The sequence below is a fragment of the Runella sp. R0.1_18 genome, assembly GCF_057652155.1.
In genome coordinates, this window is sequence record NZ_JBYFCK010000003.1 from 275,714 (window position 1) to 300,330 (window position 24,617).

General features: G+C 44.1%; 17 protein-coding genes. 3 read left to right on the forward strand and 14 right to left on the reverse strand.

Going from position 1 to position 24,617, the window contains the following annotated elements; translation table 11 throughout:
* Positions 1-30 precede the first annotated feature (30 nt).
* From AC23P2_RS06605 to AC23P2_RS06630, 6 genes are all read right to left on the reverse strand, one after another.
* Complete coding sequence (locus AC23P2_RS06605; RefSeq protein WP_487772456.1) at positions 31-906, reverse strand: transglutaminase family protein; 876 nt, start codon at positions 904-906, stop codon at positions 31-33.
* A complete protein-coding gene (locus tag AC23P2_RS06610; RefSeq protein ID WP_487772457.1) occupies positions 896-3,463 on the reverse strand; it encodes a circularly permuted type 2 ATP-grasp protein in 2,568 nt (855 codons plus the stop codon). The genes AC23P2_RS06605 and AC23P2_RS06610 overlap by 11 nt, the downstream gene beginning before the upstream one ends.
* Before the next feature lie 29 nt (positions 3,464-3,492).
* Positions 3,493-6,894, reverse strand: coding sequence for a transglutaminase family protein (locus AC23P2_RS06615; RefSeq protein WP_487772458.1), 3,402 nt, complete (start codon positions 6,892-6,894; stop codon positions 3,493-3,495).
* Between the two features lie 159 nt (positions 6,895-7,053).
* Positions 7,054-7,791, reverse strand: coding sequence for a LytR/AlgR family response regulator transcription factor (locus tag AC23P2_RS06620; protein WP_487772459.1), 738 nt, complete (start codon positions 7,789-7,791; stop codon positions 7,054-7,056).
* An 84-nt stretch (positions 7,792-7,875) separates the two neighbouring features.
* Positions 7,876-8,904, reverse strand: coding sequence for a sensor histidine kinase (locus AC23P2_RS06625; protein ID WP_487772460.1), 1,029 nt, complete (start codon positions 8,902-8,904; stop codon positions 7,876-7,878).
* Positions 8,905-8,915: 11 nt separating this feature from the next.
* Complete coding sequence (locus AC23P2_RS06630; protein WP_487772461.1) at positions 8,916-9,044, reverse strand: hypothetical protein; 129 nt, start codon at positions 9,042-9,044, stop codon at positions 8,916-8,918.
* 112 nt (positions 9,045-9,156) lie between these two features.
* On the opposite strand from AC23P2_RS06630, the gene AC23P2_RS06635 reads away from it, so the two are divergent.
* The 3 genes from AC23P2_RS06635 to AC23P2_RS06645 all read left to right on the forward strand — a co-directional run bounded on the left by AC23P2_RS06635 (position 9,157) and on the right by AC23P2_RS06645 (position 14,544).
* Positions 9,157-11,601, forward strand: a complete 2,445-nt coding sequence (locus AC23P2_RS06635) for a TonB-dependent receptor (RefSeq protein ID WP_487772462.1) — start codon at positions 9,157-9,159, stop codon at positions 11,599-11,601.
* A gap of 101 nt (positions 11,602-11,702) precedes the next feature.
* Entirely contained in the window at positions 11,703-12,980 is a 1,278-nt protein-coding gene (locus AC23P2_RS06640) for a nucleoside hydrolase-like domain-containing protein (RefSeq protein WP_487772463.1), read from the forward strand.
* 67 nt (positions 12,981-13,047) lie between these two features.
* Positions 13,048-14,544, forward strand: a complete 1,497-nt coding sequence (locus tag AC23P2_RS06645) for a DUF1593 domain-containing protein (RefSeq protein ID WP_487772464.1) — start codon at positions 13,048-13,050, stop codon at positions 14,542-14,544.
* 160 nt (positions 14,545-14,704) lie between these two features.
* Here AC23P2_RS06645 and fahA read toward each other — a convergent pair whose 3' ends face one another.
* The 8 genes from fahA to AC23P2_RS06685 form a co-directional block, all read right to left on the reverse strand.
* Complete coding sequence (fahA, locus tag AC23P2_RS06650; RefSeq protein ID WP_487772465.1) at positions 14,705-15,898, reverse strand: fumarylacetoacetase; 1,194 nt, start codon at positions 15,896-15,898, stop codon at positions 14,705-14,707.
* 79 nt (positions 15,899-15,977) lie between these two features.
* On the reverse strand, positions 15,978-17,138 hold the full coding sequence (locus AC23P2_RS06655) for a homogentisate 1,2-dioxygenase (RefSeq protein ID WP_487772466.1): 1,161 nt from the start codon (positions 17,136-17,138) through the stop codon (positions 15,978-15,980).
* Position 17,139: 1 nt separating this feature from the next.
* Positions 17,140-17,580 (reverse strand): MarR family winged helix-turn-helix transcriptional regulator, encoded by a 441-nt coding sequence (locus tag AC23P2_RS06660; RefSeq protein ID WP_487772467.1) that lies wholly within the window; start codon positions 17,578-17,580, stop codon positions 17,140-17,142.
* A 114-nt stretch (positions 17,581-17,694) separates the two neighbouring features.
* The gene (locus AC23P2_RS06665; protein WP_487772468.1) at positions 17,695-19,272 is read right to left on the reverse strand and encodes a hypothetical protein; all 1,578 of its coding nucleotides are present in this window, start codon (positions 19,270-19,272) and stop codon (positions 17,695-17,697) included.
* A 45-nt stretch (positions 19,273-19,317) separates the two neighbouring features.
* A complete protein-coding gene (gene tnpA / locus AC23P2_RS06670) occupies positions 19,318-19,782 on the reverse strand; it encodes an IS200/IS605 family transposase (protein WP_487772469.1) in 465 nt (154 codons plus the stop codon).
* Between the two features lie 464 nt (positions 19,783-20,246).
* A complete protein-coding gene (locus AC23P2_RS06675) occupies positions 20,247-22,637 on the reverse strand; it encodes a heparinase II/III domain-containing protein (protein ID WP_487772470.1) in 2,391 nt (796 codons plus the stop codon).
* A gap of 12 nt (positions 22,638-22,649) precedes the next feature.
* On the reverse strand, positions 22,650-23,723 hold the full coding sequence (locus tag AC23P2_RS06680) for a serine hydrolase domain-containing protein (protein ID WP_487772471.1): 1,074 nt from the start codon (positions 23,721-23,723) through the stop codon (positions 22,650-22,652).
* Positions 23,720-24,610, reverse strand: coding sequence for an ROK family protein (locus AC23P2_RS06685; protein ID WP_487772472.1), 891 nt, complete (start codon positions 24,608-24,610; stop codon positions 23,720-23,722). Before AC23P2_RS06685 ends, AC23P2_RS06680 begins: the two co-directional genes overlap by 4 nt.
* Positions 24,611-24,617: the final 7 nt, after the last annotated feature.

Genomic DNA, 24,617 nt, shown 5'->3' on the forward strand with positions numbered 1-24,617 from the left:
AAATCAAAAAATGATGTTTGACCCAATTATTTATCGACCTTTTGGAATGACGTCAACGGCTACGGATAATGTGTGCCGTCCCGAACTAAAAATAATACCTTTTAGGGGAGCAATGTCGCTGTAATCGCGACCATAGGCTGTCACAATGTGGCGTTCTTGCGGAATCATGTCGTTGGTCGGGTCAAATTCGCACCAACCAAGAGGCGGAATATATACCGATACCCAAGCATGGGAAGCATCCGAACCTTGGAGTTTCTTTTTGCCAGGAGGAGGCAGGGTTTCAAGATAACCACTCACATAACGTGCTGGAATACCCATGCTTCGTAAACTGGCAATGGCCAAATGAGAGAAATCCTGACAAACGCCTCTTTTTTCTTTGAGTACCGTTTGCAGGGGCGTTTGAACGGTCGTAAAATTAGAATCAAACTTAAATTCTGTAAAAATGGCGTGACAAAGGTCTTTGACGCAGGTATAAAGCAGTTTATTGGACAAAAAAAAGCGTTGTGCAAAGGCGGTAATTTCGTCGTCCCAAGCAATGAAATTACTAGGAAGTAGGTATTGAAGCAAGTCCACCTTCAAGGCGCGCGTACCCCAAATATGCTCTTTGGCTGCTTGGCAGGTCATTGAAAGCTGCTCGTTGACAGGTTCTTTGGCAAAACTTTCAACATCGCTTTCGGCAATCACAATCAATTCTTTGTGAGCAACGTCAATTGAAAAATAATGGAGCGTATTGCCAAAAAAGTCGGTTCGGGTGACTATCTCGGCTGGAGCAGGTGAAATCCGTAATTCAAAGTGGCGACAAATTTGCGCCTCAAGTTGGCGTGGTTGCAGGCATACCAAACTATGATAGGTAGAAACAGACCCAAAATAGTTGTACTTGGTTCGGTGAGTAAGTTTATACCTCATTAGTAGCGTCGTTTACAGATTTTTCTACCAAGACAGACTGAATAAAGGTATGGGTAAAATAGGTGTCGGTGAGACTCACCGTGACGGAGGAAATGAGGTTGGCCACGCGCGACAAAAGCTGGTCAAAATCTTTTCGGAAAGGCTTGTTGGGCGAACCCAAAACAAGCCGCGAAACGTCCGCTAATTTCATTTGTGTTGATGCTTCTAGTACGGCTTTTTCCGCTTTGTTTAAACGGGAAGTTGGCGAAACGTTGGGTAGTTGTGCTAAACATTTTGCCAACAAATCGAGCTGGTAGGCAATCGAATACGGAATTTTGTCGTCCATCAATACCATATCAAGCATGGTTTCGAGGTTAAAACTACTTTTGTACAGCTGACGGTAATGTACCAATAAGTAATGATTTGTCAATACTGCTTCAATCAGTTCGTTTTCGGTATTAACGTCATTTTTGAAACTAAAACATGAACGTAATACACTGATTTTGGCCAGAAGTCGCTCTACCAATTTGCCTGCTTCAAAGAGGTGATAGGCATGGTCGCGGGGCATTGATTCAGATAAGGTTCCGTAAAAGGTAAATACCCTTCCGTGGAGCTTGTCCAACAAATTTTGGACGGAATTGTGGTTATGAATATCCAAGCCCTTGGTTTTCTTCAAGCTATTTTCCAACAGCGTTATCACCCGACGTGTATCATGATTCCAGCGGTCACTTACGGCCAATGCACTATTTAAAAATGACTGGACGTTGGAGGCGACAGTTCCTGCTTTTTGACTGTTTTTTACCAACTCACCCAGTTCTTGGTAAGGATTTTCGCGAATTTGTTCATTTTTTTCGTCCGTAAACCCTGGGTAGGAGAGGGTAAGGTGCGTGGTCGATTTGAGCAAGATGTCGATGTATTCCAACTTAAACGACCCGCGAAAATCGACGTTCTCGTTGATGGCACTGATGACAATCCTAAGAAACTTCGTCAGCGACATGGTTCGCTCGGCATAACGCCCTGCCCAAAATAAATTTTCGGCACTTCGGCTGGGTAAAGTACTGTGTGGCGCAGCCGTATTTTTGACCGTGTTGGTCATTCGACTTGGCGTCTCTGCCACCGTATCTGAAACAATCCACGTATCTTTTGAAATTCCGCCGTACTGATTAGAAATAACGTAGCGGTCTTTTTCGGCCGAACTCCGCGTCAGGCCACCCTGCAACATGCAATAATCGGAGCCGTTGGATACCATATAAGCCCGCAAAGAGGCCAAGCGGGGTTCTATTTTTCCATTGACCAACGATGGCGTAGTGGACAAGCTTACCTCCTCCTGTGCAACGTATTCGTGGGGTGTTTTAAGGATTTCGAGCCGTAGCTGTGCTAATGCTTCTTTGGACAATGTTTTGCCATAAACCGACCGAAATTTTTGTTTTCGATTGGCTTTTTTGATGATAAGTCGGTGCAAATTGTCCAACACATACCCTAATTCCTTTTGCTGCCCACACCACCAAGTGGCAATGGAGGGCATAAGAAGGTCTTGTTGTAAGAAAAACTTAGAACAGGACTGCATAAAGGCCAATAAAGCGCTGTTTTCAAGCGCACTGACGCCAGGAGGGTTGATAACAGCCACTTTCCCTGAGCGAATCGAGTGCAGCAAACCTGGCACACCAAGTCGAGAATCTTCACGGAGTTCGAGGGGGTCAGACCAATCATCATCAACACGCCGAATGATAACATCCACTTTCTCTAGCCCTTCCAAAGATTTTAACCATACGTAGCCATCCCTCACCACCAAGTCATCACCTTGCGCCAGAGTGTAGCCAAGGTAAGCGGCCAAATAGGCATGTTCAAAGTACGTTTCATTGTTTGGTCCAGGGGTAAGATACACCACATTGGGGTTCTCTTTGGCGTGAGGAGCGAGCCTGAGAATCGTTTGGTGAATGGTATTAAAAAATGGGAACAAGCGCCCAACGTACATCCCTTCCGTGAGTTCGGGAAGGAGCTTGCTCATGATTCGGCGGTTTTCGAGGGCATATCCAGCCCCAGAAGGTGCTTGGGTACGGTTGTCAACCAACCACATACGTCGGTCGGGACCCCGTGCGACATCGGCTGCGTAGAGTAAAAGCTGGTTTTCAGAAGGGAGTTTGACGTCAAAACAAGGGCGGAAAAAGCCTGTGTTGTCAAAAATAAGCTCGGGCGGAAGAATGCCTTCATGGACAAGGCGTTGCGGGCCATATATGTCCCGCAGCACCAAGTCCAAGACCTGCGCCCGTTGTTTCAAACCCACCGTTATTTGCTCCCATTCTTTTTGTTCAATTAAAAAGGGGATGGGGTCAAGTTGCCAGGGGTGATTGAGTCCATCGGCACTTTCATAGACATTGTACGTAACGCCATTTTCTCGTAACCTGTTGATTATTTCTTGGTTACGATACTCAAGTTCTTTTAACCCTATTTTTTCTAAAGATGCAAAAAGTTTGTTCCAATGTGGCTTCACCAGCCCATCGGCCCCAATGACTTCATCATACGTATTTATTTCGCGTCGATACGATTGGAGGAGGCTAGTTTGGGTATCAGTCAGCATCAAATAGGGAATTTAGAAAAACGTTTTTACTAACGCGCTCGCCAAAAACGGCGTAAGTCGAGCGTCGTTGGGTATTCAGGATTGATAAGTTCAATAGGGGTGTCAATTTTGAGGTCTTTTTTATGCTCTGCCACAAAACGCGAAACCGAAGAACCTTGGTTTGTAATGACTTCGATGACGTCTTGCTTGGCCGAAGGCGTATGTCCAAAATCCCAGAAACGACTAATTCGCCGCGATTCGGCCTCATAACTATTGACAGGGTAGGTGTCGAAGCTACGGCCGCCAGGGTGAGTGACAAAATACGTACATCCTCCCAGCACGCGGTTATTCCAAGTATCCACAATATCGAAGACCAAAGGCGCATCTACACCAACTGTAGGATGTAGCGCCGACGGAGGGTTCCAGGCTTTGTAGCGAATACCCGAGACGTATTCTCCCTTCACGCCTGTGCTGCGCAACGGCACACGGCAGCCATTACAAATCAAGATGTGACGTTCTTCAACAAAACCACTTACTTTGACTTGAAGGCGTTCGAGCGACGAATCGACAAAACGAGCCGTGCCAGCGCTGGAAAGTTCTTCACCCAAGACGTGCCAAGGCTCAATGCCCAATCGCAAATCGAGCTGAATATTGCCTATAGAAATATGGCCATAATGCGGGAAGCGGAACTCAAAGAAGGCATCGAACCACGAAATGTCGAAGTGATAGCCTGCGTCTTTTAAGTCATTTACGACATCCACCATGTCGAGGTAAGCAAAGTGAGGTAACAAGAAGCGGTCGTGTAGCTCCGTGCCCCAGCGAATGAGTTTTTTCTTGTAAGGTTGTTTCCAAAATTTGGCAATCAACGCCCGCACCAAGAGGTTTTGCACCAAGTTCATGTGCTTGTGGGGGGGCATATCAAATGCCCTAAATTCGAGAATCCCCAAGCGCCCCGTAGAAGAGTCGGGCGAGTAAAGTTTATCAATACAAAATTCGGTACGGTGGGTGTTGCCTGTGATGTCCACCAGTAGGTTCCTAAATATCCTGTCCACCATCCAAAACGGAACATCTTCGTTTTCAGGGATTTGGTCGAATGCAATTTCAACTTCGTACAAACGCTCATCGCGGCCTTCGTCGAAACGTGGTGCTTGGCTGGTGGGGCCAATAAATGGCCCCGCAAACAAATAACTCAACGCGGGGTGATGCTGCCAGTAAGTAAGCAAACTACGCAGCAAATCTGGCCGACGAAGTACGGGGCTATCGGCAGGTTTGGCGCCGCCAATGGTCACGTGGTTGCCACCGCCCGTGCCTGTATGACGGCCGTCCACCATAAATTTGTCAGTGCCAAGGCGTGCTAAAAAGGCTTCTTCGTAGAGGGCCGTCGTGTTGTCAACAAGTTCTTGCCAAGTTTTAGAGGGATGAATATTGACTTCAATTACCCCTGGGTCAGGCGTAACCATCAATTTTTGGATACGGTAGTCCGAAGGTGGTGTATAGCCTTCAATTCGCACGGGCATTTGTAATTTCTCGGCCGTTACTTCTACCGAAGCTACCAAATCGAGGTAGTGCTCCAAATAATCGGTTGGGGGTAAAAAAACGTAAATGATTCCATCTCTTTCTTCCACTGACAAGGCAGTTGTAAAAGTATTTAACTCAAAAAGAATGGATTTATCTTCTTCATCTTTCGATTCGTTTTTGGAAGAGGTAGGTAGTTGATAATCAGGAGCAATGGTTCCGTATCTTTTTTCGGCAGCGGCATGGTGTGTTCCTAGGTCATCCAACTCTTCAAATGGACTCCGTTCTACGATTGGTTCTTTTTTATCTTTTGCAACCTTAGGCAAAGATTCTAAAGGCAAACGCAAACCAGCGGGAGAATTTCCAGGAATTAAAAAGACATGTTTTCTTCTAAATTCCCACAAACAGCTCGTCCAAGTGTTGGTTTCATACAGCCATTTGAGGGGCAATACGTAGCCAGTGGGGTTGTTTAAGCCTTTTTCAAAAATTTTAGCCATTGTTTGCCGTTGAATCGAATCTTTGAGATTCACTTCAAGTGGGTCAAGATTCACGGGCAGTTTGCCTTCCTCCAGCGCCCAATAAATTGGGTCTTCGTAGGTAGGTTTTAGGTTTTGAGGATTGATTCCCAAGTACTTTGTCAGCTCTTGGGCAAAAATATGGGCATCTTCAAACGTATAATTTGTTTCATTTTCTTTGGCTACCAGCGCATCATTTTTCCAGATTGGCAAGCCGTCTTTTCGCCAATAAAGTGCATATTGCCAGCGCGGAAATAATTCGCCTGGGTACCACTTTCCTTGTCCAAAATGTAACAAACCTCCGTGGGCAAAGCGATTTTTTAAGCGCAAGGCCAAGTCGTACGCCAATTTGCGCTTGAGCGGTCCATCAGCGGCGGAATTCCATTCGGGCGACTCGTAATCGTCAATCGAAACAAAGGTAGGTTCTCCGCCCATTGTAAGTCTTACGTCGCCGTCTTGTAAATCTTTTTCGACAACATTTCCGACTTGCATAATGGCTTCCCATTGCGCCTCACTGTAGGGTTTAGTAACCCGTGGGTCTTCGTGAATGCGAAACACTTGGTTGTCAAATTCAAACGAAACCTCACAAACGTCAGTCGCACCTGTCACGGGAGCGGCGCTTGCAAAGTCTGGCGTACAGCAAAGCGGAATGTGTCCTTCACTGGCAAATAGCCCCGAAGTAGGGTCTAGCCCAATCCAGCCTGCTCCAGGAATATAGGCTTCTACCCAAGCGTGCAAATCGGTAAAATCTTTTTCAGGCCCCGAAGGCCCATCCAGCGATTTGACATCGGCGGTCAGCTGTACCAAATAGCCAGATACAAACCTCGCTGCAATTCCTAAATGACGAAGCACTTGCACGAACAACCAAGCCGAATCGCGGCAAGAACCGCTGCGTTTGATGAGGGTTTCTTCGCAAGTTTGCACCCCAGGCTCCATGCGTACATTGTAAAACAAGTCGCTAAAAATCCGCTGATTGAGGTGTACCAAATAGTCAACGGTGTTTATATCGGTCGTGATTTTGTTTTGCTCAATCCAATCGACCAGCAATGGCCCTGACTCGCGCGCTTCTAAATAAGGCAGTAGTTCTTTGCTCAAAAGGTCGTCGTACTTAAACGGGAATTTTGTGGCATACTCTTCCACAAAAAAATCGAATGGGTTGATGACCTGCATTCGGGCAATGACCTCAACTTCGACGCTTAACTCAGTGGTTTTTTCGGGAAAAACAACCCGAGCTTGGTAGTTACCAAAAGGGTCTTGTTGCCAATTGATAAAGTGGTTCTTTGGCGAAATTTTGAAAGAATACCCTTCGATGGGCGTCCGTGAGTGGGGCGCTGGCCGTAACCGAAATACGTGAGGAGAAAGGCTGACGCTACGGTCGAAGATGTACTTGGTTTTGTGGGAAATAGCAACTTTTATTGACATAGCCAGCAACGAAAAGTTAAGAAGTTAACAGTGGGTTGACAAGAAACCGTCGAAAGACGTTCTATGTAAAAAAAGCAAAAAATGTTGGATAAAATAAGCCCAGACCTAAAAAATTATACTTTTCCTTTGAGGAGTAATAAGAGATCGGAGGCCATTCATTCAAAGTCCCAGACTTTTTAGAAATCCTTCGCGGTAACTACTCCCAATGGGCACCTCATGGGACTGGATAAAAACGCGATTTCCTTCGATGTGGGTGATTTTAGCTTTGTTAATCAAAAACGAACGATGCACCCTTAAAAAATGTGTTGACGGAAGTAATTCCTCAAAACTCGAAAAAGTCATACTTGGCAGCAGCGTATGTTGCGTGGTGACAACCTTTGTGTAATTCCCCTGCGCTTCTGCAAATAGCAAGTCGTCGTGCATGATTTTGAAAATTTTGCCATCTGCTTTGAGAAATAAATAATCCTCTTGCCTGTCGTAAGAAAGGGTTCCCCCATTGGGGCGGGTGGTGCGCCACTGCGACGCCGCGCGGGGTAGGGGGCTTAGGGGGATTTTTTCCAATGCCTTATCTACTGCCACAATAAAGCGTTCGAGTGAAAAAGGTTTCAGCAAATAATCGGAGGCAGCCAAATCGAACGCATCAACGGCATATTCTTTGTAGGCCGTCGTAAAAATGACTTGTGGTGGATTTTTTAAGGTTTTTAAAAATGAAATGCCATTTAAAACGGGCATATTGATGTCTAAAAACAGGAGGTCGATTTGTTGAGTTTGTAACATCGTCTTTGCTTCCAAAGCATTGCCACAAGCTGCCACAACCGTCAAAAAGGGTAAGTGGCTGCAATACGCTTTGATGATTTCTCGCGCAATGGGTTCATCATCAACAATTAGGCAGTTCATTTGGGGCATAGTTGAATTAGGAAGTAAAAATTAGGAGGTAAGAAATCGAAAATTACTCATATCTCCTAACTCATCGTTCATCATTTACTTCATCTTCAGTCGTAACATGACCTGATAAAAACCCTCTTCCTCTTCAATTCTTAACTCATGTTCATTTGGATAAAGCAATTCTAGCCGTTTTCTAATACTTGCCAGACCAAACCCGCTGTGTTTTTCAATCACATTTTCGCCTTCTTGCGGCAGTCTAAACGAATTCTTTACTGAGAACAGAATTGAATCTGTCCAGGTTTTGAGGGTGATTTCTACAAAAATATGTTCTTCAGCGGTGTTTTTGGAATGTTTAAAGGCATTTTCGATAAATACAATCAGCAACATGGGGGCGATTTTGATGTCGGGTCGAGGAAGTGATTCGAAAGTGCTGGTAAGCATTAGCCGTTCGCCAATGCGTATTTTCTCAAAATCAATGTAATTATTGATGTAGGTCAGTTCGTCTTTCAACGGGACAAATACTTCTTTGGTGTCATAGACCGAATACCGCAGCAAATCGGCCAATTTGAGCAGAAGTGGCGGGATTTTTTCGTGCTGGGTAATTGACAACCCGTACAAATTGTTGAGCGTGTTGAACAAAAAATGGGGACTTAGCTGGGATTGTAGTAACTGCAACTCACTCTTACTGTGGGCGGCCGACGTTTGGGCTTCGCGCAATTTAAATTGCATATTGTGTCTAACTATTTTAATCAAACCACCCAAAAGCAACGGGATAAATACGAGGGGAATCCAAAATAAAAATTTGATGAGTCTATTTCCCTGAAAAGGAAGGATAAATACCGCGACAATACACCCAATAATCAACAGAATCATTGCAATAACATACTCATTATCAATGGGTTTTTTGAAAGAAATCCAGAGTTGAGAAAGATGCCTTCCCGCAAATACGCCTATAATAAATAAAAAAGTAATGGCTGAGGCCGTGGCTTCATCTTCGTGAACTCCCACGTTTCTGACGTAGATTTCAATCATCAAAAATGAAGGAACGCTGAAAAGAAGCGATAGGTAAATATAGAGCTGTTTCCCGAAAAAAGAGGTTAGCCAGTGATTTTGTGGAGTACTCATGGGCGTACTGTTTACGTGTGTTGATTTGAACTGGCAGCAAAGTTGAATAATTCGGGAAATGAAAGGCTATTTTCAGGACGAACACTTCCAAAATGCTGACGGAAACCTTGTGGAAGACCACCAACCAGTTCGACACTCAAAATCAGTATTCTGTCAGACTTTTGGCAAGATACGACAGGTTTTTTTTAGGGCGCAAAACTGCCAACGCAAATTTGCTTTGTCAAAATTGACCAACGCTTAAAAAACACCTACATGAAATCAGCAGCCATTTTGTTATTGACCTTTTTGTCATTTACGCTCTTCGCCCAAACGGCTTCCAGAAACATCAGTGGAACGGTAAAAGATACCCAGAATGAAACCATTCCTGGGGCTACCGTAAAACTTTTAAAAGCATCGGATTCGACCATGATTCTGGGAGAAATTACCAATTTATACGGTAAGTTTCAGTTCAATAAACTACCCAATGGTGCTTACCTATTGGCCATTACGGCCATGGGGCAAAAGCCTTTTATGAGTACGATATTGACGCTGGACGATGCTCGAACTGCCCTAGTATTGCCTATTATCGTGCTTTTACCCGCCAAAAACATCGAATTGAAAGAAGTAGTCGTCAAGGCTAAACGACCGTTGATTGAACAAGATATTGATAAAACGATTGTCAACGTCGAATCCATGATTAGCAGTGCTACGAGTAACACGTTGGAAGTGCTGGAAAAAACACCAGGGGTGACCATCGGGATGAACGGCGAGATTAGCCTCAACGGAAAAAGCGGCATTTTGGTGCTGATTGACGGTCGGGCTACGTATATGTCGGGGCAAGATTTGGCGGCGTACCTGAAGTCACTGCCAGGGGGCTTGTTGGATAAAATTGAACTGATGGACAATCCGTCGTCAAAATATGACGCAGCGGGCAATGTCATCATTAATATTCGTTTGAAAAAGCACCGAGTAGGTGGGTTTATGGGGAGTATTTCAATAGCTTCTAGTCAAGGAGTTTATGGAAGAAACAATGGCGCAATGAACCTGAACTACAATCATAAAAAGTTAAATGTGTTTGCCAATTTGGGAGCCAACCGTGAAAAAAACTATAATTTGGATGTATTTGACCGACGCTTTTACTCGGAAGCGGGGCAGCAACTTTCTAATGTTGAATTGCTTAACAAGGCGGTTACGAATGCCAAAAGCCTGAATGCTATTTTTGGGGTGGATTATGCCGCAAGTTCAAAAAATACTTACGGGTTTTTGTTGAACGTAAATGGCGGAAGTCGTAGTTCAGTAACTGATTATCAAAGCAATAACTACAATGCTTTCCGTTTGCTTGATGCAGTGGGGGATGGGGTAACTGGAATTAACGATAAAAGAAAAAACGTGGGTGCTAACCTTAATTTTCTGCATAAATTTAACACCAAAGGCCGAGAATTGATGGCGGACTTGAACTACCTTAATTACCTTTCTAATGGCAATCAGCGGGTTCGGAATTTTAGTTATTGGCCCGAAGGTGCGTTGAACGATAGCGAAGAGTTTCTGTACCTCGTACCCAGTAAAATCAAAATCTATACCGCGAAAATGGATTATATCCATCCTCTCAAAAACAAAGGTAGTTGGGAAGCGGGTGTCAAATCGAGTGTGATTGATAACGACAATCGCTCGGATTATTTTGACGTCATTGCCCTAACCCAACGCATCGACAACACGAAATCGAATCATTTTAAGTACCGCGAAAACATTCACGCAGCTTACCTAAATACCCGAAAAGAGTGGAAAAGGGTAGGAGTGCAGCTTGGACTACGCGCCGAAACAACCCAAGCGTGGGGCAATCAACTGGGCAATGAAACGGTGAAAGGAAGTACGTTTACCAAAAATTACACAAAGCTGTTTCCTGCGGTTTTTATCAACTATAAATTGGATAGTGCGAACAGAAATTCGTTGAATTTGAGTTTTACGCGTCGAATAAATCGCCCTGATTACCAGTCGTTTAATCCGTTTGTGTTTTTTAGAGACCAATATTCTTATACCGCTGGTAATCCGTTGCTGTTGCCCCAGTACCAAAACCGCGTTGAGTTGAAATTTCAACACAGACATTGGCTACAAATGGGGTTGAGTTACAATCATTTTACCAATCTTATTCTTCAAACAACAGAGGCGGTGGACACGATTTTTATAACTCGTCCCAACAACGTTGCCAAGGGCTCTATGCTGTTGCTGAACACCACCGTGTCTGCTTCGCCAGTTAAATGGTGGAATTTGATTTACACGTTGCGATTATCGAAACTGGGCCTCAATGGGATGAGTTATACCGAAAAATTGAATCTAACGGCTTACATTGCGCGGTTTGAGGTTTATAACCAATTTCGATTCGATAAAGGATGGAGCGCTGATTTGTCTGGATATTATGCAAGTTCCGACCTCAACGGGCAGGCATATACCGCTGGCATGTACCGAGTATGGGTGGCAGTTCAGAAGAAAATTTGGAAAGATAAAGCCAGTCTTCGACTTACCGTCGATGATGTATTTCACTCTTGGATACGTCACAACCGCTCGGTCGGTATCAAGCAAGCTCAATTTTTTCAGACCAATGAATCAGACACGCAGCGAATAGGAGTTGCTTTTTCGTATCGCTTTGGAAAGGAAACCTTTGCCCGTAAACGTCGGCACAACGACAATGCAGCCGATGATGAAAAGGGAAGGGTGCAATGAGGTGAAAAATTATCGAAAATTTATTATTATTTTCGATAATTTTCTTTTTTGTGTGTATAATTGTGTATTATTTCAAAAAAATACTGTTAAAAGATAATTTGATGCGCACTTTTACACTGCTTTTGTTTCTTTTTGGAACAAGCCTTTTTGGGCTTGCCTGGGCACAGCCCAAAGAAAAGCCACGCATTATTGTCAGCACCGACATTGGCGGAACCGATCCCGACGACAATCAGTCGATGATTCACTTGATGATGTATTCTGATTTATTCCAAATTGAAGGGCTAATTTCATCGCCATTTGGGAAAGGAAGAAAGAAAGACTTGTTGGATATGATTGACCTGTACGAAAAGGATTTTTCTCAATTGGTGGTTCACAATAAAAACTTAGCAACGCCCGACCAACTGCGTCAAGTTTGTAAGCAAGGAACCATTCCAGAAGCAACATACAAAGGCTATTCGAGTTCAACGGAAGGGTCGGAGTGGATTGTGAAATGTGCCAAAAAGAAGAGCAAACAACCGCTTTGTGTGCTGGTATGGGGTGGTTTAGAAGATCTTGCGCAAGCTTTGCACGACGCGCCCGAAATTGAACAGAAAATAAAGGTGTATTGGATTGGCGGTCCTAATAAAAAATGGAGTATAAATGCTTATTCCTACATCGTAGAACACCACCCCAACCTGTGGATGATTGAGGCCAATGCTACTTATCGTGGTTGGTTTATGGAAGATGAAAATGCGCCTAAAAATATGAGTGAAGGTGCTTATTATGAGAACTTTGTAAAAGGTCATGGGGCAATGGGTGCTGATTTTGTTAATCATTATAAAGGCCACGTTAAAATGGGAGATACACCTTCTTTGGCCTACTTAATGTTTGGAAACCCACTAAACCCTGAGGGTGAAAGTTGGGGAGGTCGATTTGTTCCCATTCGCCGAAGTTCAAGAGCTATTTTTGAACGAAATACCACTACTGCCGACACCATTCCAGCCTACGGAATGATAGAATGGCGCTTTAAAGGACCTGTGTTGCCTATTTCCAAAGACTCAACTTGTTTTACTTTGGAGGTGCAGAATCAACAATGGCCTGGGTATTATTTGGGGAATGGCGTGTATGCAGTACGTTATTCGTCGAAAAAACCTGAAGTTGGAAATTACATACTACACAGCTTAATCAAGGAGTTAGACGGACAAAAGGGGGCGTACGTCAGTACAGCACCTTGGCCTGGCAAACCCAATAAACAGGATTATCCACTGGGTAAAAATTGGTACAGTGATTTACCAAACCCTGCCTTGTTTTTAGGAGAACAACAAGGGGCACGAACCATTTCCAAATACCGTGAAGCTTACTTATCGGATTGGGCAAAACGCTGGACGTGGATAAAGTAAGTGGAGAAAATGAGCGAAATAATTCTTTAAGTAAAAGAAAGAAAAAGCAACAAAAACAAAAAATTCGATGAGAAAAAACATTTTGCTCTTGTGTGTTATTTATATTGGGGTGGCTAATCTAGGCTTTACCCAAACTTCCAAACCGCGTACCATCGTCACAACCGATGGAGAACTAGATGATGTGGATTCATTCATCCGAATGTTGCTTTATTCCAATGAGTACAACGTTGAAGGTTTGATTGTGAGTAGTTCACAATGGCATTACAAAGGAGATGGCAAAGGAACGAAGTTTACGTCCGAAATGGAAATGACCCAAAAGATGTACGGCGAACGTACCGAACTCCGTTGGCCAGGCGAGCAATGGATTTATGATTTGGTGGACGCCTACGGTAAAGTGTATCCAAATCTTGTAAAACATTCAAAGGGCTTTCCTACCCACAAGTATTTGAGAGACAGAATACGCATTGGGAATATTGATTTTGAAGGGGAAATGGCCAAAGACACTCCAGGTTCAGACTTTATTAAAGGGAAGTTGTTGGACGATGACTTGTCGCCGCTTTACCTTCAAGTATGGGGAGGGACAAACACCATTGCTCGCGCCTTAAAAAGTATTGAAGATACCTACAAAAATACCCCACAGTGGGACAAGATTTATAGGAAAGTTTGCCAAAAGGCCATACTTTACGCGATTCTTGACCAAGATGCCACGTACAAAAAATACATCGAACCAAATTGGAAGGACATCAAGGTGTATTATAATTCAAACCAATTTTGGAGTTTTGCCTACTTTTGGAAAAGAGCTGTGCCTGAGCAGCTTCACCCATATTTAGAGGGTAAGTTTATGGGCGACATTATCAATAACCACGGGCCATTGTTGAAAAAATACTATAGCTACGGCGACGGTAATCCTCCATTAGGTGAAATTGAAGATATTTACAGCAGCATGGAAAAAGCCAAAAAGAACCAATGGGGAAGTTTTGGTCAGTATGATTTTATTTCGGAAGGGGATTCTCCCGCGTTTTTACACTTGGTAGATGTGGGTTTGAATAACCTCGAAAATCCACAAGATGGTGGTTGGGGTGGGCGTTTGGTGCAATCTACGGTTACGCCGAGCCGTTGGGAAGATGGAGATGCTGCCTCTGATTTTAACCCATTCACTCAAAAAATGGATAAGGCATTTGCCCAAACTCGTTGGATTCCAGCCATTCAGAATGATTTTGCTGCTCGTGCCGACTGGTGTGTGAAAGACTTTAAAAATGCCAATCATGCTCCGAAGGTGTCAGTTGCCAGGAAACAGTTGTCAGTTACTCGTGGGCAGAAAATTGTGCTAAAACCAACTACCTCTGATCCCGATGGAAACAACGTTTCGTTGAAATTTTGGCAGTACAAAGAAGTAGGCACTTGCAAAGAGGAAGCTGTCATTACCCAAAATGGAAATAATGCTGAAATTACGATGCCAGCCGCTGCTAAAAAAGGTGAAACCATCCACATCATTGTAGAAGCAGCAGACAATGGCTCACCAGCGCTTACGCGTTATCAACGGGTAGTTTTGACAGTCAAATAATACTGTAAGTTGATTGAGTTGTTCCCAAACTATTATTTGGAGCCAATAAGATTTCGCGTCTGGAGTTGGCCCCAAACTATGATTTGGGGCCAACAGGGTTTTGCGTCTCTGACGCCTACTCAGAAGACCTTCCAAATTTTAAAGACTTGGAAGGTCTGGTTTAAACAGCAGGCAGCACCGTATTTCTAACTTCTCCAAAATCCACCCGAACCCCGTCTTTTTCGGCAAAACCACGAATAATGATGGTGTCAAAGTCCTCTAAAAAGCGTCGTTCACTACCATCTGGTAAAAGAATGGGCTTTTTACCACCCCAGGTCAGTTCCAACAATGAACCAAAACTTTCGGGTTCTTTGCCCGAAATCGTCCCCGAAGCGAGTAGGTCGCCGACGTTAAGATTACATCCATTGACCGTATGATGAGCAATCTGCTGAGACACGCTCCAATAGAGGTTTTTAAAGTTGGAATGACAAATTTTTACCTCCGTTCCAGCGGCGGTTTGAAGATATACTTCTAATTCTACATCAAATAAATGCCGATTTTCTTCTTGCAAATAGGGCAACACGGTAGGGATTTGGGGTTCTGCTGGAACTTTAAAAGGAGCCAGTGCTTCGATCGGAACTACCCACGGAGAAATGGATGAAAAAAAGTTTTTGGCCAAAAAAGGGCCTAAAGGAACGTATTCCCATTTCTGAATATCACGAGCCGACCAATCGTTAAATAGTTGAAATCCAAATATATACTCTTCGGCTACGTTTACATTGACAGGTTCGCCCAATGGATTTGATTTACCGATAACGGTTGCCATCTCCAGTTCAATGTCAAGTCGTTTAGTCGGCGAGAAAAAAGGAGGTTGGCTTTCGTCGGGACACAGCTGTCCTTTGGGGCGATGAAAATTGGTACCCGAAACGGTGATGGAACTAGCTCGGCCATGGTACGCAACGGGTATGTGTTTCCAGTTGGGAAGCAGGGCATTTGCAGGGTCACGAAACATCATTCCAACGTTGGTGGCATGTTGTTCGGACGAATAAAAATCAGTGTAATCTCCAATTTTGACGGGTAAGTAAAGTTGTACTTCTGCTTCGTTGTAGAAAACGGCAGCAGGGAGTTGTTGAGGTTGCGTTAACACTTCCTGAAGTCGAGTTCGTACGGCATTGGTTTTGTTTTTACCCAAGGCGATAAAATCATTGAGGTATTCTTTGGTAAAAACAGATTTAGGGATTTTAAGGTCTTGAAAATATCCCAAATTTGCTAATGCTGCTACATCAGCTACCTGAGAACCAATGATTGTTGCTACTCGTTTACGGCGATTTTTAACCGAGAAAATGCCAAAAGGAATGGTATCAAGCGTAAACATGTTTTTTTATTTTTTTGGTCACAGCGTTGTTCTCAGTGTTACTCCGTGTCAAACTCTGAGAACCTCTGTGACCAATCATTTAAGCATCTAACCAACTCTGATAATACTTCCCATCATCCAGCTTTAACGCCTCATCTGTGAGGGCCAACGGACGGAAAGTGTCAATCATTACGGCCAATTCTTCCGTGGAGGTTTTACCAATACTTCGCTCGTAGGCACCAGGCGCTGGCCCGTGTGGAATACCCCCAGGGTGAAGCGTCAAATGTCCTTTTTCGATGTTATTCCTACTCATAAAATCCCCGTCCACATAATATAAAAGTTCGTCGGAGTCGATATTGGAGTGGTTGTAGGGGGCAGGAATGCCTTCAGGATGATAGTCGTACAACCGTGGGCAGAACGAACAAACCACAAATGCCTTGGTTTCAAACGTTTGATGCACTGGCGGGGGCTGGTGGATGCGTCCCGTAATGGGTTCAAAATTATGAATCGAAAACCCATAAGGGAAATTATACCCATCCCAACCGACCACGTCAAAAGGGTGGGTAGGGTAGAGGAGCTCGTACAAAACGCCCTGCTTTTTTATTTTAATGATAAAATCCCCCTTTTCATCGTGCGTTTCGAGGTCTTGGGGGAGTTTATAATCTCGTTCGCAGAAAGGTGAATGTTCGAGTAGCTGCCCAAACCAATTTCGGTACCGCTTGGGCGTATAAATGGGGTGAAATGACTCCGCAAAAAGCAGCCGATTGTTTTCTCCGTCGAAATCAATTTGATAAATCATTCCCCGAGGAATTACCAAATAATCTCCGTATTCAAATGGAATATTTCCGAGCTGTGTGCGGAGCGTGCCAGTGCCTTGATGGACAAAAATGAGTTCGTCAGCATCGGCGTTTTTGTAAAAATAGGAACGCAGCGACTGACGAGGGGCTGCCAACCCAATATGAATATCGCTATTGGCTAATATTACTTTTCGGCTCGCCAAAAAATCGTCTTCCGCAGGGAGGTCAAACCCCTTCAATAAACGAGGTTTAATACTTTTAGCGACGCTAATGTTGGGGCTAATATCTGTTTCGGAAAGTACTTCACGAATCATCGTTGGGCGATGAACGTGGTACATCAAAGACGACATTCCATCAAAACCGATGGTACCAAAGAGCTGTTCGTAATGCAACCCGCCCTCGTCCTTACGAAACTGCGTATGGCGTTTGGGTGGGATTTTTCCGAGTTTGTGGTAAATAGGCATGTTACGATGAAGTTGGAATACAATTCTGTAAAATAATCGAGAGTAATTCTTGCGTTGCCGCTACAGATGCAGGGGCGATGCCTTCAAGGGCTTTTTGGCGAATTTTGGGCACTAAATCGGTGAGTTGCTCAATCGTATTTACCCCCTTTTCAGTAATTGTCAGTTGAAACATTCGCCGATTGGTAGGGTGGATGGCTCGTTCCAAGAAGCCGTTTTGTACCAATAATTCAATGATTCGGGTGACGGATGCTTTATCTTTAAATACTTTTTCCGCTATATCGTTTTGGGTGATGTCAGGAAACTCCGCTACGGTATGAAGGATTAGCCATTGGTCAAGCGTAATGTCAAACCCGTTGATTTTGAATTGGTTTTGAAAAAACTGCCGATATATTTTGACGGTTTTTTCTAAATTATAAAAGAAAGAAGTGGTTAGCTTTTCCATTTTTAAAAATTGATGTAGCAAATATAGTAAAATCAATAGTTGATATATCAATTATTGATAAAAAATTTTAACAAAAAACACGCTATCTTCTACTTGGAAAAACAAAACACGGTTTTACCTTTTCTCCAACCAAAACGTTTTTTCCATAGGCTGGGCTGATTGGATTTTCCCAGAAATGCCGTACTGCCAGGCCACTACGGTGATTTTTAGGGGATAGCTGGTTTTAGGAGGAAGTTTCGTAAAAAACAATTGATGCCCCGATACGTACGCAGGGCCTTCCTTTACGTAGAAGTGAACGGGTAAGTTCGACGAACTTTTGGCCCGTAAATCAATGGATTTGATTTTGGTAGTTTGATTTGAGATTTGTTCAAAATCAATGTGTTGGCTGATTCCTTCGGTATTTTTAATAGGAAATTTGAGTTCAATCTGTTGAATAGCCGATTTGAAGCGTTCGTCTCCTTCATTGTGGGCCAGAAGCCAAATGGCATTACTCCGTTTAGGGTTCAAAAACCCCATTCGGTAGAAACGTAGCTGAAAAGTAGTGTCGTTTATTTTTTGTACAGGTCCACAGATTCGGTCGATTACTAAAGATGATGCCGCATGTTGTAAAGCGGGTTTTATTTTTGACGTATCAGAAAAAAAAGGTTTTAAGTAAAAGGTGATTCCGTCGCTTGCTGGTTTAAACGTTAAGCTGTATTGACCATGTGATTTTGAGGGTTTTAGGGTATCAGCGTTTTGGATAAACCCTAAGTATTGATTTTTCTTTCCCCGTGGATGGGCATAATAAGCTTCGGTGATTTGCGCCATTTCTCTATCAAAACACCACGAAGCCACGCTTTTATCGCCAGAGAATTTAGAATACGGGGCAGGGTTTGTAGTTGGAGGGGTATTAGGTCGCCAGCGGTCGATAAGCCACCCTTGCTGCGGGTCAATAAAACGAAGCCCATTGTTGGAAAGGCGATAGCAGGCCGCTTTTTTGATGAACAATGCGATATAGTCAACCATCCGTTGGTTATAGTCGAAGTGACCGTGACCTGCATCTGTAAAAAAAGTAATGGGGGTTTTGGGGTGTTTTTTTACGTAGTTGAAACCAGGCTGAATACGGTCTTCCCACCATTCGACTTCGCTCATGATAAATAAACCTGGGATTCCTTCCACCGTACGAGTACCCCAATCAGGGTTTGGCTTGCCGCTTCCTGTGAGGTGTGTCAGGGGGGAATCACCTTTAATAGATACAATAGCCAAGGTTCGGGTGGGGTTCCAAGCACCAAAATTCCAAGGGAAGGAAGCGTGGGCGGAATGTCCTATCGGCACAACGGGTGCAGATGCTATTTCTTGATAACCAGATACTTCAGCCAGTTGCCTCATCATGTTTTCAAAACTTTCGCCTGCCCCTTTATTGAAATCAAAAACCATGTCTAAACCTGGCGTTACCCAAATCGTAGCAAAGCCAATATCGCTCATCGTCTGACGGAATTTCGCGTTTTCTAAAATTCCTTCTTCTATCATATTGTGCATCCCCCAGACTACCCCCTTCACTTTTTTGCAATTTTCAGGAATCCAGAGAAAAGCCGTGGGGCTATCGTTGATTTCTGGGTGTTTAAACCCCTCAACCCGTACCGACCACTGCCACACTTGGGCGTAAATGGGGGAAGAAAATAAGAGTAACAGAAGAAAGGGTTTGTATTTCATAGTGATTTTGTTCGAGAAGTGGGTTGCCCCATTGGTAGAAGCATATTAATTAATGGGGTCTTGAAAGATGTATTTTTCGTCGAAATTGACCTGAAAATCTTTCAACATTTTGAGGTATTCGTCTCGAAATGTTTTTTTCTTATGGTGTTCTTTTTGGTTAAGAATGTACTTGACAACCGAATCAATTTGGGAGCGACTGTTGCTAAAAACTCCGTACCCTTCTTGCCACTGAAATTTTTGGCTGGTAAAGCCTTTTTTATTGATGAGTTCAGAACTATCACCTTTCACCAATTGCATTAGCTCAGAAATTGATTGTTTGGGATTGAGGCCAATGAAAAGATGTATGTGGTCATAGGCAGAATTGATTGCTAATAGCTTATGACCATTTTGTTGTACAATACCTGTAATGTACTTGTGTAATATATCCTCCCAGTCGGGATGAATAACTGCTGCTCGGTATTTTACGGCGAAAACGCAATGGATGTAAAGTTGGGAATATGTGTTGGCCATGGCTTAAAACAATAAAGATAAGTTGATTCATTTTCCATTGTTTAAGACATGATTTAAAGAAAAAGGATACTTCTCGTCCAGCAATTTGAATGGGTAGCCCCGATGGGGCACATTCCCGATTTGTCACAAATCATTTTTTTTATCTACAAATAGGTAGCCCCGATGGGGCAGTTTTACGGCGTTTTTAACAAACGTTTCGTTTGTCTTGCCCCGTAGGGGCTACCTGTTTGTAGTAGCATTTTTGATAGACGTTTCGTTTGTCCCTGCCCCGTAGGGGCTACCTGTTTGTATCGTTTTTAACAGATTTTTCGTTTGTCTTGCCCCGTAGGGGCTACCTGTTTGTAGCATTTTTGATAGACGTTTCGTTTGTCTTGCCCCGTAGGGGCTACCTGTTTGTAGCATTTTTGATAGATGTTTCGTTTATCCTTGCCCCGTAGGGGCTACCTATTTGTAAACGTATCACATCATTTGTTTTCCACGTCAATTGTTACCTTACCATCTTTCCATGCAGGTGCAATTGTTTTGTCGTTGATAATCATTGCGTTTGGTTTTTCGGTAGTCCGCAAGGAAATACGCATTAACGGCTGACCATCTACCTGTACTTTCAATTTCTTGTTGGAATAATCAGCATTCAAAAACACTTTTGAAAGGGAATGTAAAAACGTTTTTCCATCTTTTCTTAGGTAACTTCCGTTGCTCACAAAAAAGGAGGTCAAGTTATCTGGATGAGTACGGTCGGCTTTTTCGGGGAAAGTCACGACGGTTAGGTAAGCGTCCGTTTCCCAGCCATTTATAATTGCATTGGAATTACGGTGCATAAGTCGGCCGTCGGCAAGAAGATTAAGGTAAACTTCGGTTACATTCCCGTTTTGAGAAATACGAAGTCCTTGCCAATTTTCGCCACTTATTTTTTCAATTACAGGTAAATTGGTGCGCCCTGCGGCCCCGTTTGCCCCCGAAGAACCCACAAACGTTTCAACGGCTTTATTGGAGTTGTCTAACAATAAAATGGCATTCCAAAACTTGGTTTGCCGTGAGTTTTCGGCGGGTGAAATGGCATAGTAAGGAATTTTTGTTTTGGCATCACGGTCTTTGATTCCCCATCGTTCTTCTAATTTCATTTTTTCGGGGAAATCGTGCGGATAACCTAATGGCAATGTTTCAGGATAAAGCGGCCGAAACAAAATAGACGCTTCCCCTTGGTTGATTTCGAGGTCGGGGCCTTTCTTTTTAGCTTCATTTTGGTAGTGTAACAAAAATTCAAACTTGCCCGCTTCGTACGTTTTTACATCATCCAAGACCAAAATCACTTTATCAAGCCAAAGAAAATGGCGGTAATTGCGCAGAAAATACCGAGACGTAGGCCCCGTAGCATCGGCCATTATATATTTCAGGGATGGGCTATTTATTAGGTTATGAAGACTTCCAGGTGTCTTGACGGCATGGTACTGGTCTTGCGGGTCTTGGGCTTTTTCGTTGAAAATCATTACGTTATGAGCTTCACTCCGAACAAAATAACTGCTGTACTCAGGTAAACCGTAGCCCACATCCCCACCGTCGATGAGTAAGTATTGGCCGTTGTGATACAACACAAATGAACCTGCATCGGCGTGGGCGTGATTCCACGTATAACCCGATTTTACCCCCAATAACGTCGCATCTTTTTCCCAAGACGAACGAAGCATTCCCCAGCCCATGTCTTTGTAAATGGCAGCGGTAGGAAGAGGGTTAGGGAGTGTCGAGTTTAGAATGGAGAGTGTCGAATTGGGATTGCTTTTTCGTAATTCGCCATTCATAATTCGTGCTTCCGCAGAGTGGTATAATAGCCCCAACGGTGTAGCAAGATTCATATCCTCTCGTCCTTCGCTGTTACCGATTTGTTGTAAATACCAATGATAATGAGCATCTCCCAGCCCCAATGCCAACATCAATTTGGCAGGTCGTTCTCCGTTGGCATGGTCGTTTGAATCCCCAAAATTGAGTGACATTAATCGGTGTTTTGACGTGGGATAGGAGGCATGAATAAACCAATCGACGGTCTTTTTGAGGGTTTCATCATAAGGCATTGATACCTTCCCAAAAAGGTTGGTCCAAGCCAAACGAAACGTTAGGTATTCTGAAACCCCAAAGTTGGCATAACTCACACTTTCGTAAAAGCCTCCGTTGGCATCGAAATTGGACGGTTTATTTTCCAAGACACTGCCTTGAAACGCAAACCATTCGTTGGAAGCTCGCATTATTTCTTCGGCCCAGGTTTTGGCTTGGGGTTCTTCGTTGAGTACTGCCATGGACGCAATCCCTGCTTGGTACACCACCGCCGACCACCAATTGTGCCCCATCGAATTGAGGGTATGAATGCGGCTGTTTTCAGATACCCAGTCGTTGAAGGCAGGCTCAATTCCCAGTTTGACAATTTTTCGGGCAATATCAGTTCGTTCCGTAGGGGTGAGGAATTGGTAAAGTCCGTCGAAAGCAATGGCGGTTTGAAAACAGCCACGGGCAGTACCCAAGCCTGAGTTCCACCGTGGAGTGCGGTCGTCCATACCGTCCCACTGAGCACGATTTACCCAGTCGAGCAACAAAAGTTTGGCCCGTTCGGCGTATTTCGTGTCACCTGTCATGCAGTAGGCCAACGTCAGGTTCTCCAAATTTCCTCCTTTTCCTTCGAGAGACTTGTCGGTGCGTTGCAACATACTGCGCCATGCGTTGGCCAGTGAAGTATCGGTTTGGAGACGTTCTTTGGTGATTTTGACCCGCTCAGGAGTGTAAAAAAGATAGGGATGAACCTTTTTTGATTGGCCAAAAGCTGCAAAATATAATAGGTTGAAAAGCCAAAAAATGAATTGTTTTTTCATGTAAATGGGGGATTATTTCTTGATTTCTTTGCGAACAATCAGGGGTAAAGCAGGGCTGCTCCAAAAGGAACTAAAGCCATTTCGCCCCATTTGACCGTCTTCGACGTGCGTTAATAAAAAGCCGTAGAGGCCATTTTGGTAGTCAATCCAAGGGTAAGCTCCTGCCCAACTTGGGCTGCTGATGAGGGTCGGATTGCCCAGGGCGTCGGTTTCTTCTCGCCAAATTCCTAATCCGTAAATGTCTTTGCGCAAAGACCCTCGTGTGCGTTTGACATAGTCGCCTAATCCTGTATCGGTGACGGCGGCGCTTTTGATTTGGTCAGCTTGGATTTCGGCAATTGCTTTTTCGGAAAGGATTCGTTGGCCGTTGAAAACGCCTTTGTTCAAAAACATTTGCAAAAAACGGGCATAGTCTTCGACTGACGAAACGGCTCCTCCGCCCAACATGGGACTGTGCCCACCACCAATAGAGTCAACGGGGGTAAAATGAGTGCGAGTCATTCCCAACGGTCGGGTAATTTTTTCTTGAAAAAGCGTTTCCCAATCCTTACTGGTAGCTACTTCGGCCATTCGTCCAGCTACTTGCATCGACAAACCACCGTAGAAAAAAGGCCGATGGGGATTCGCTAAAGGCAAGGCTTGAATGTGTTTGACGGATTCCTTCAGCGTTTGGTAATCGTCTCGATGATTGCCTCTCGGCTGATAATCAGGATAACCTGCGGTATGGGAAAACAACTGACGAAGAGTCGCCTGACCTTTGGCATCGGTAAATTCGGGTAACCACTTGATTACTTCATCCTCCCAACTCAGTTTTCCTTCGTCCACCACTGCGGCGAGGGTTGCGGCGGCCAGCCACTTTCCCGCCGATGCTATGTAGGCCGTTGTTTCGACGGAGTAGGAGCCGAAAGATTGTTGAAAAATGACTTTTTGGCGATTGCCAATCACAAGATTCGCTCCTTTGTAGTACCCACTGTCAACCCACGATTGTACTTTTTGGGAAACTTCCTGAAACGAAGGCTTGGGCTGGGCTTTACTGGTAAAACCAATTCCAAAGAAACAAAGACAAATGACGAAGTGCGATTTCATGGCGTCTCAACGTTCTGGAAGTGAGTTGTTTGTAAAACCCCATGGCTGACCGAGCCCATCAAAGCCGCGTATTCGTTTAGTGCAGACTGACGCAGGCTTACTTGACCCATTAGGCGCGCATCAATAACAGGAAAAAATAGCTCAGAGGACTGGGCAATATTTCCTCCAAAAACAATCACGTCAGGTTGGTATAGTGCAACAAACTGTTCCATAACCACACTCAGGTTTTGGGCAAACTCATCAAATGTTTGCCGAGCCGCTGGATTTGCCTTATAGGCACCTGCCAGCTCTTTCACACCTGCAATAGTATCTTGGGTGAGTTGGGTATAACGTTTTATAAACCAGCGAGTTGAAATGTAGTCCTCGGCTACGCCATCGTGCAGCGGATGGTTGATGCCAAGGGCTAAATCGTAGGCGTTTCCTTTCTCAAATAATGACGTACCTAAACCCGTTCCAAGGGTAATGCCCAGTCCTTTGGAAAAACCTCTCCCTGCTCCAAACACCATTTCGCCCGCCAAAAACGCTTCCGCATCGTTTCTAAAACTGATTTGAGAAGGCGAAATGTCGAGGCGTTTTGCCAATTCTTGACGAATGTCAAGGCCGTAGAGATGGTCGTATTTGTTGACGTTTTTCATCCAACAAATACCGTTTTCGTAGTCAAATGGTCCTGGCATGGCGATACCAATTTGACAATTGGAAAGGTTTTCCAAGGGAACTACTTTGTAAATGGTGGTAGCCCAAAGTTCTAAAATTTCATTGGCAGAGGCGTGAGGCTCAACCTGTATTCGTTGGAGCGACGCTTGTTCTATTGTTCCCGAAAAAAGGTTAACAATTGCCGCCGTCATGTGCGACCCACCTATATCTACTCCTATGTATTGATGTTTCATAGAAATG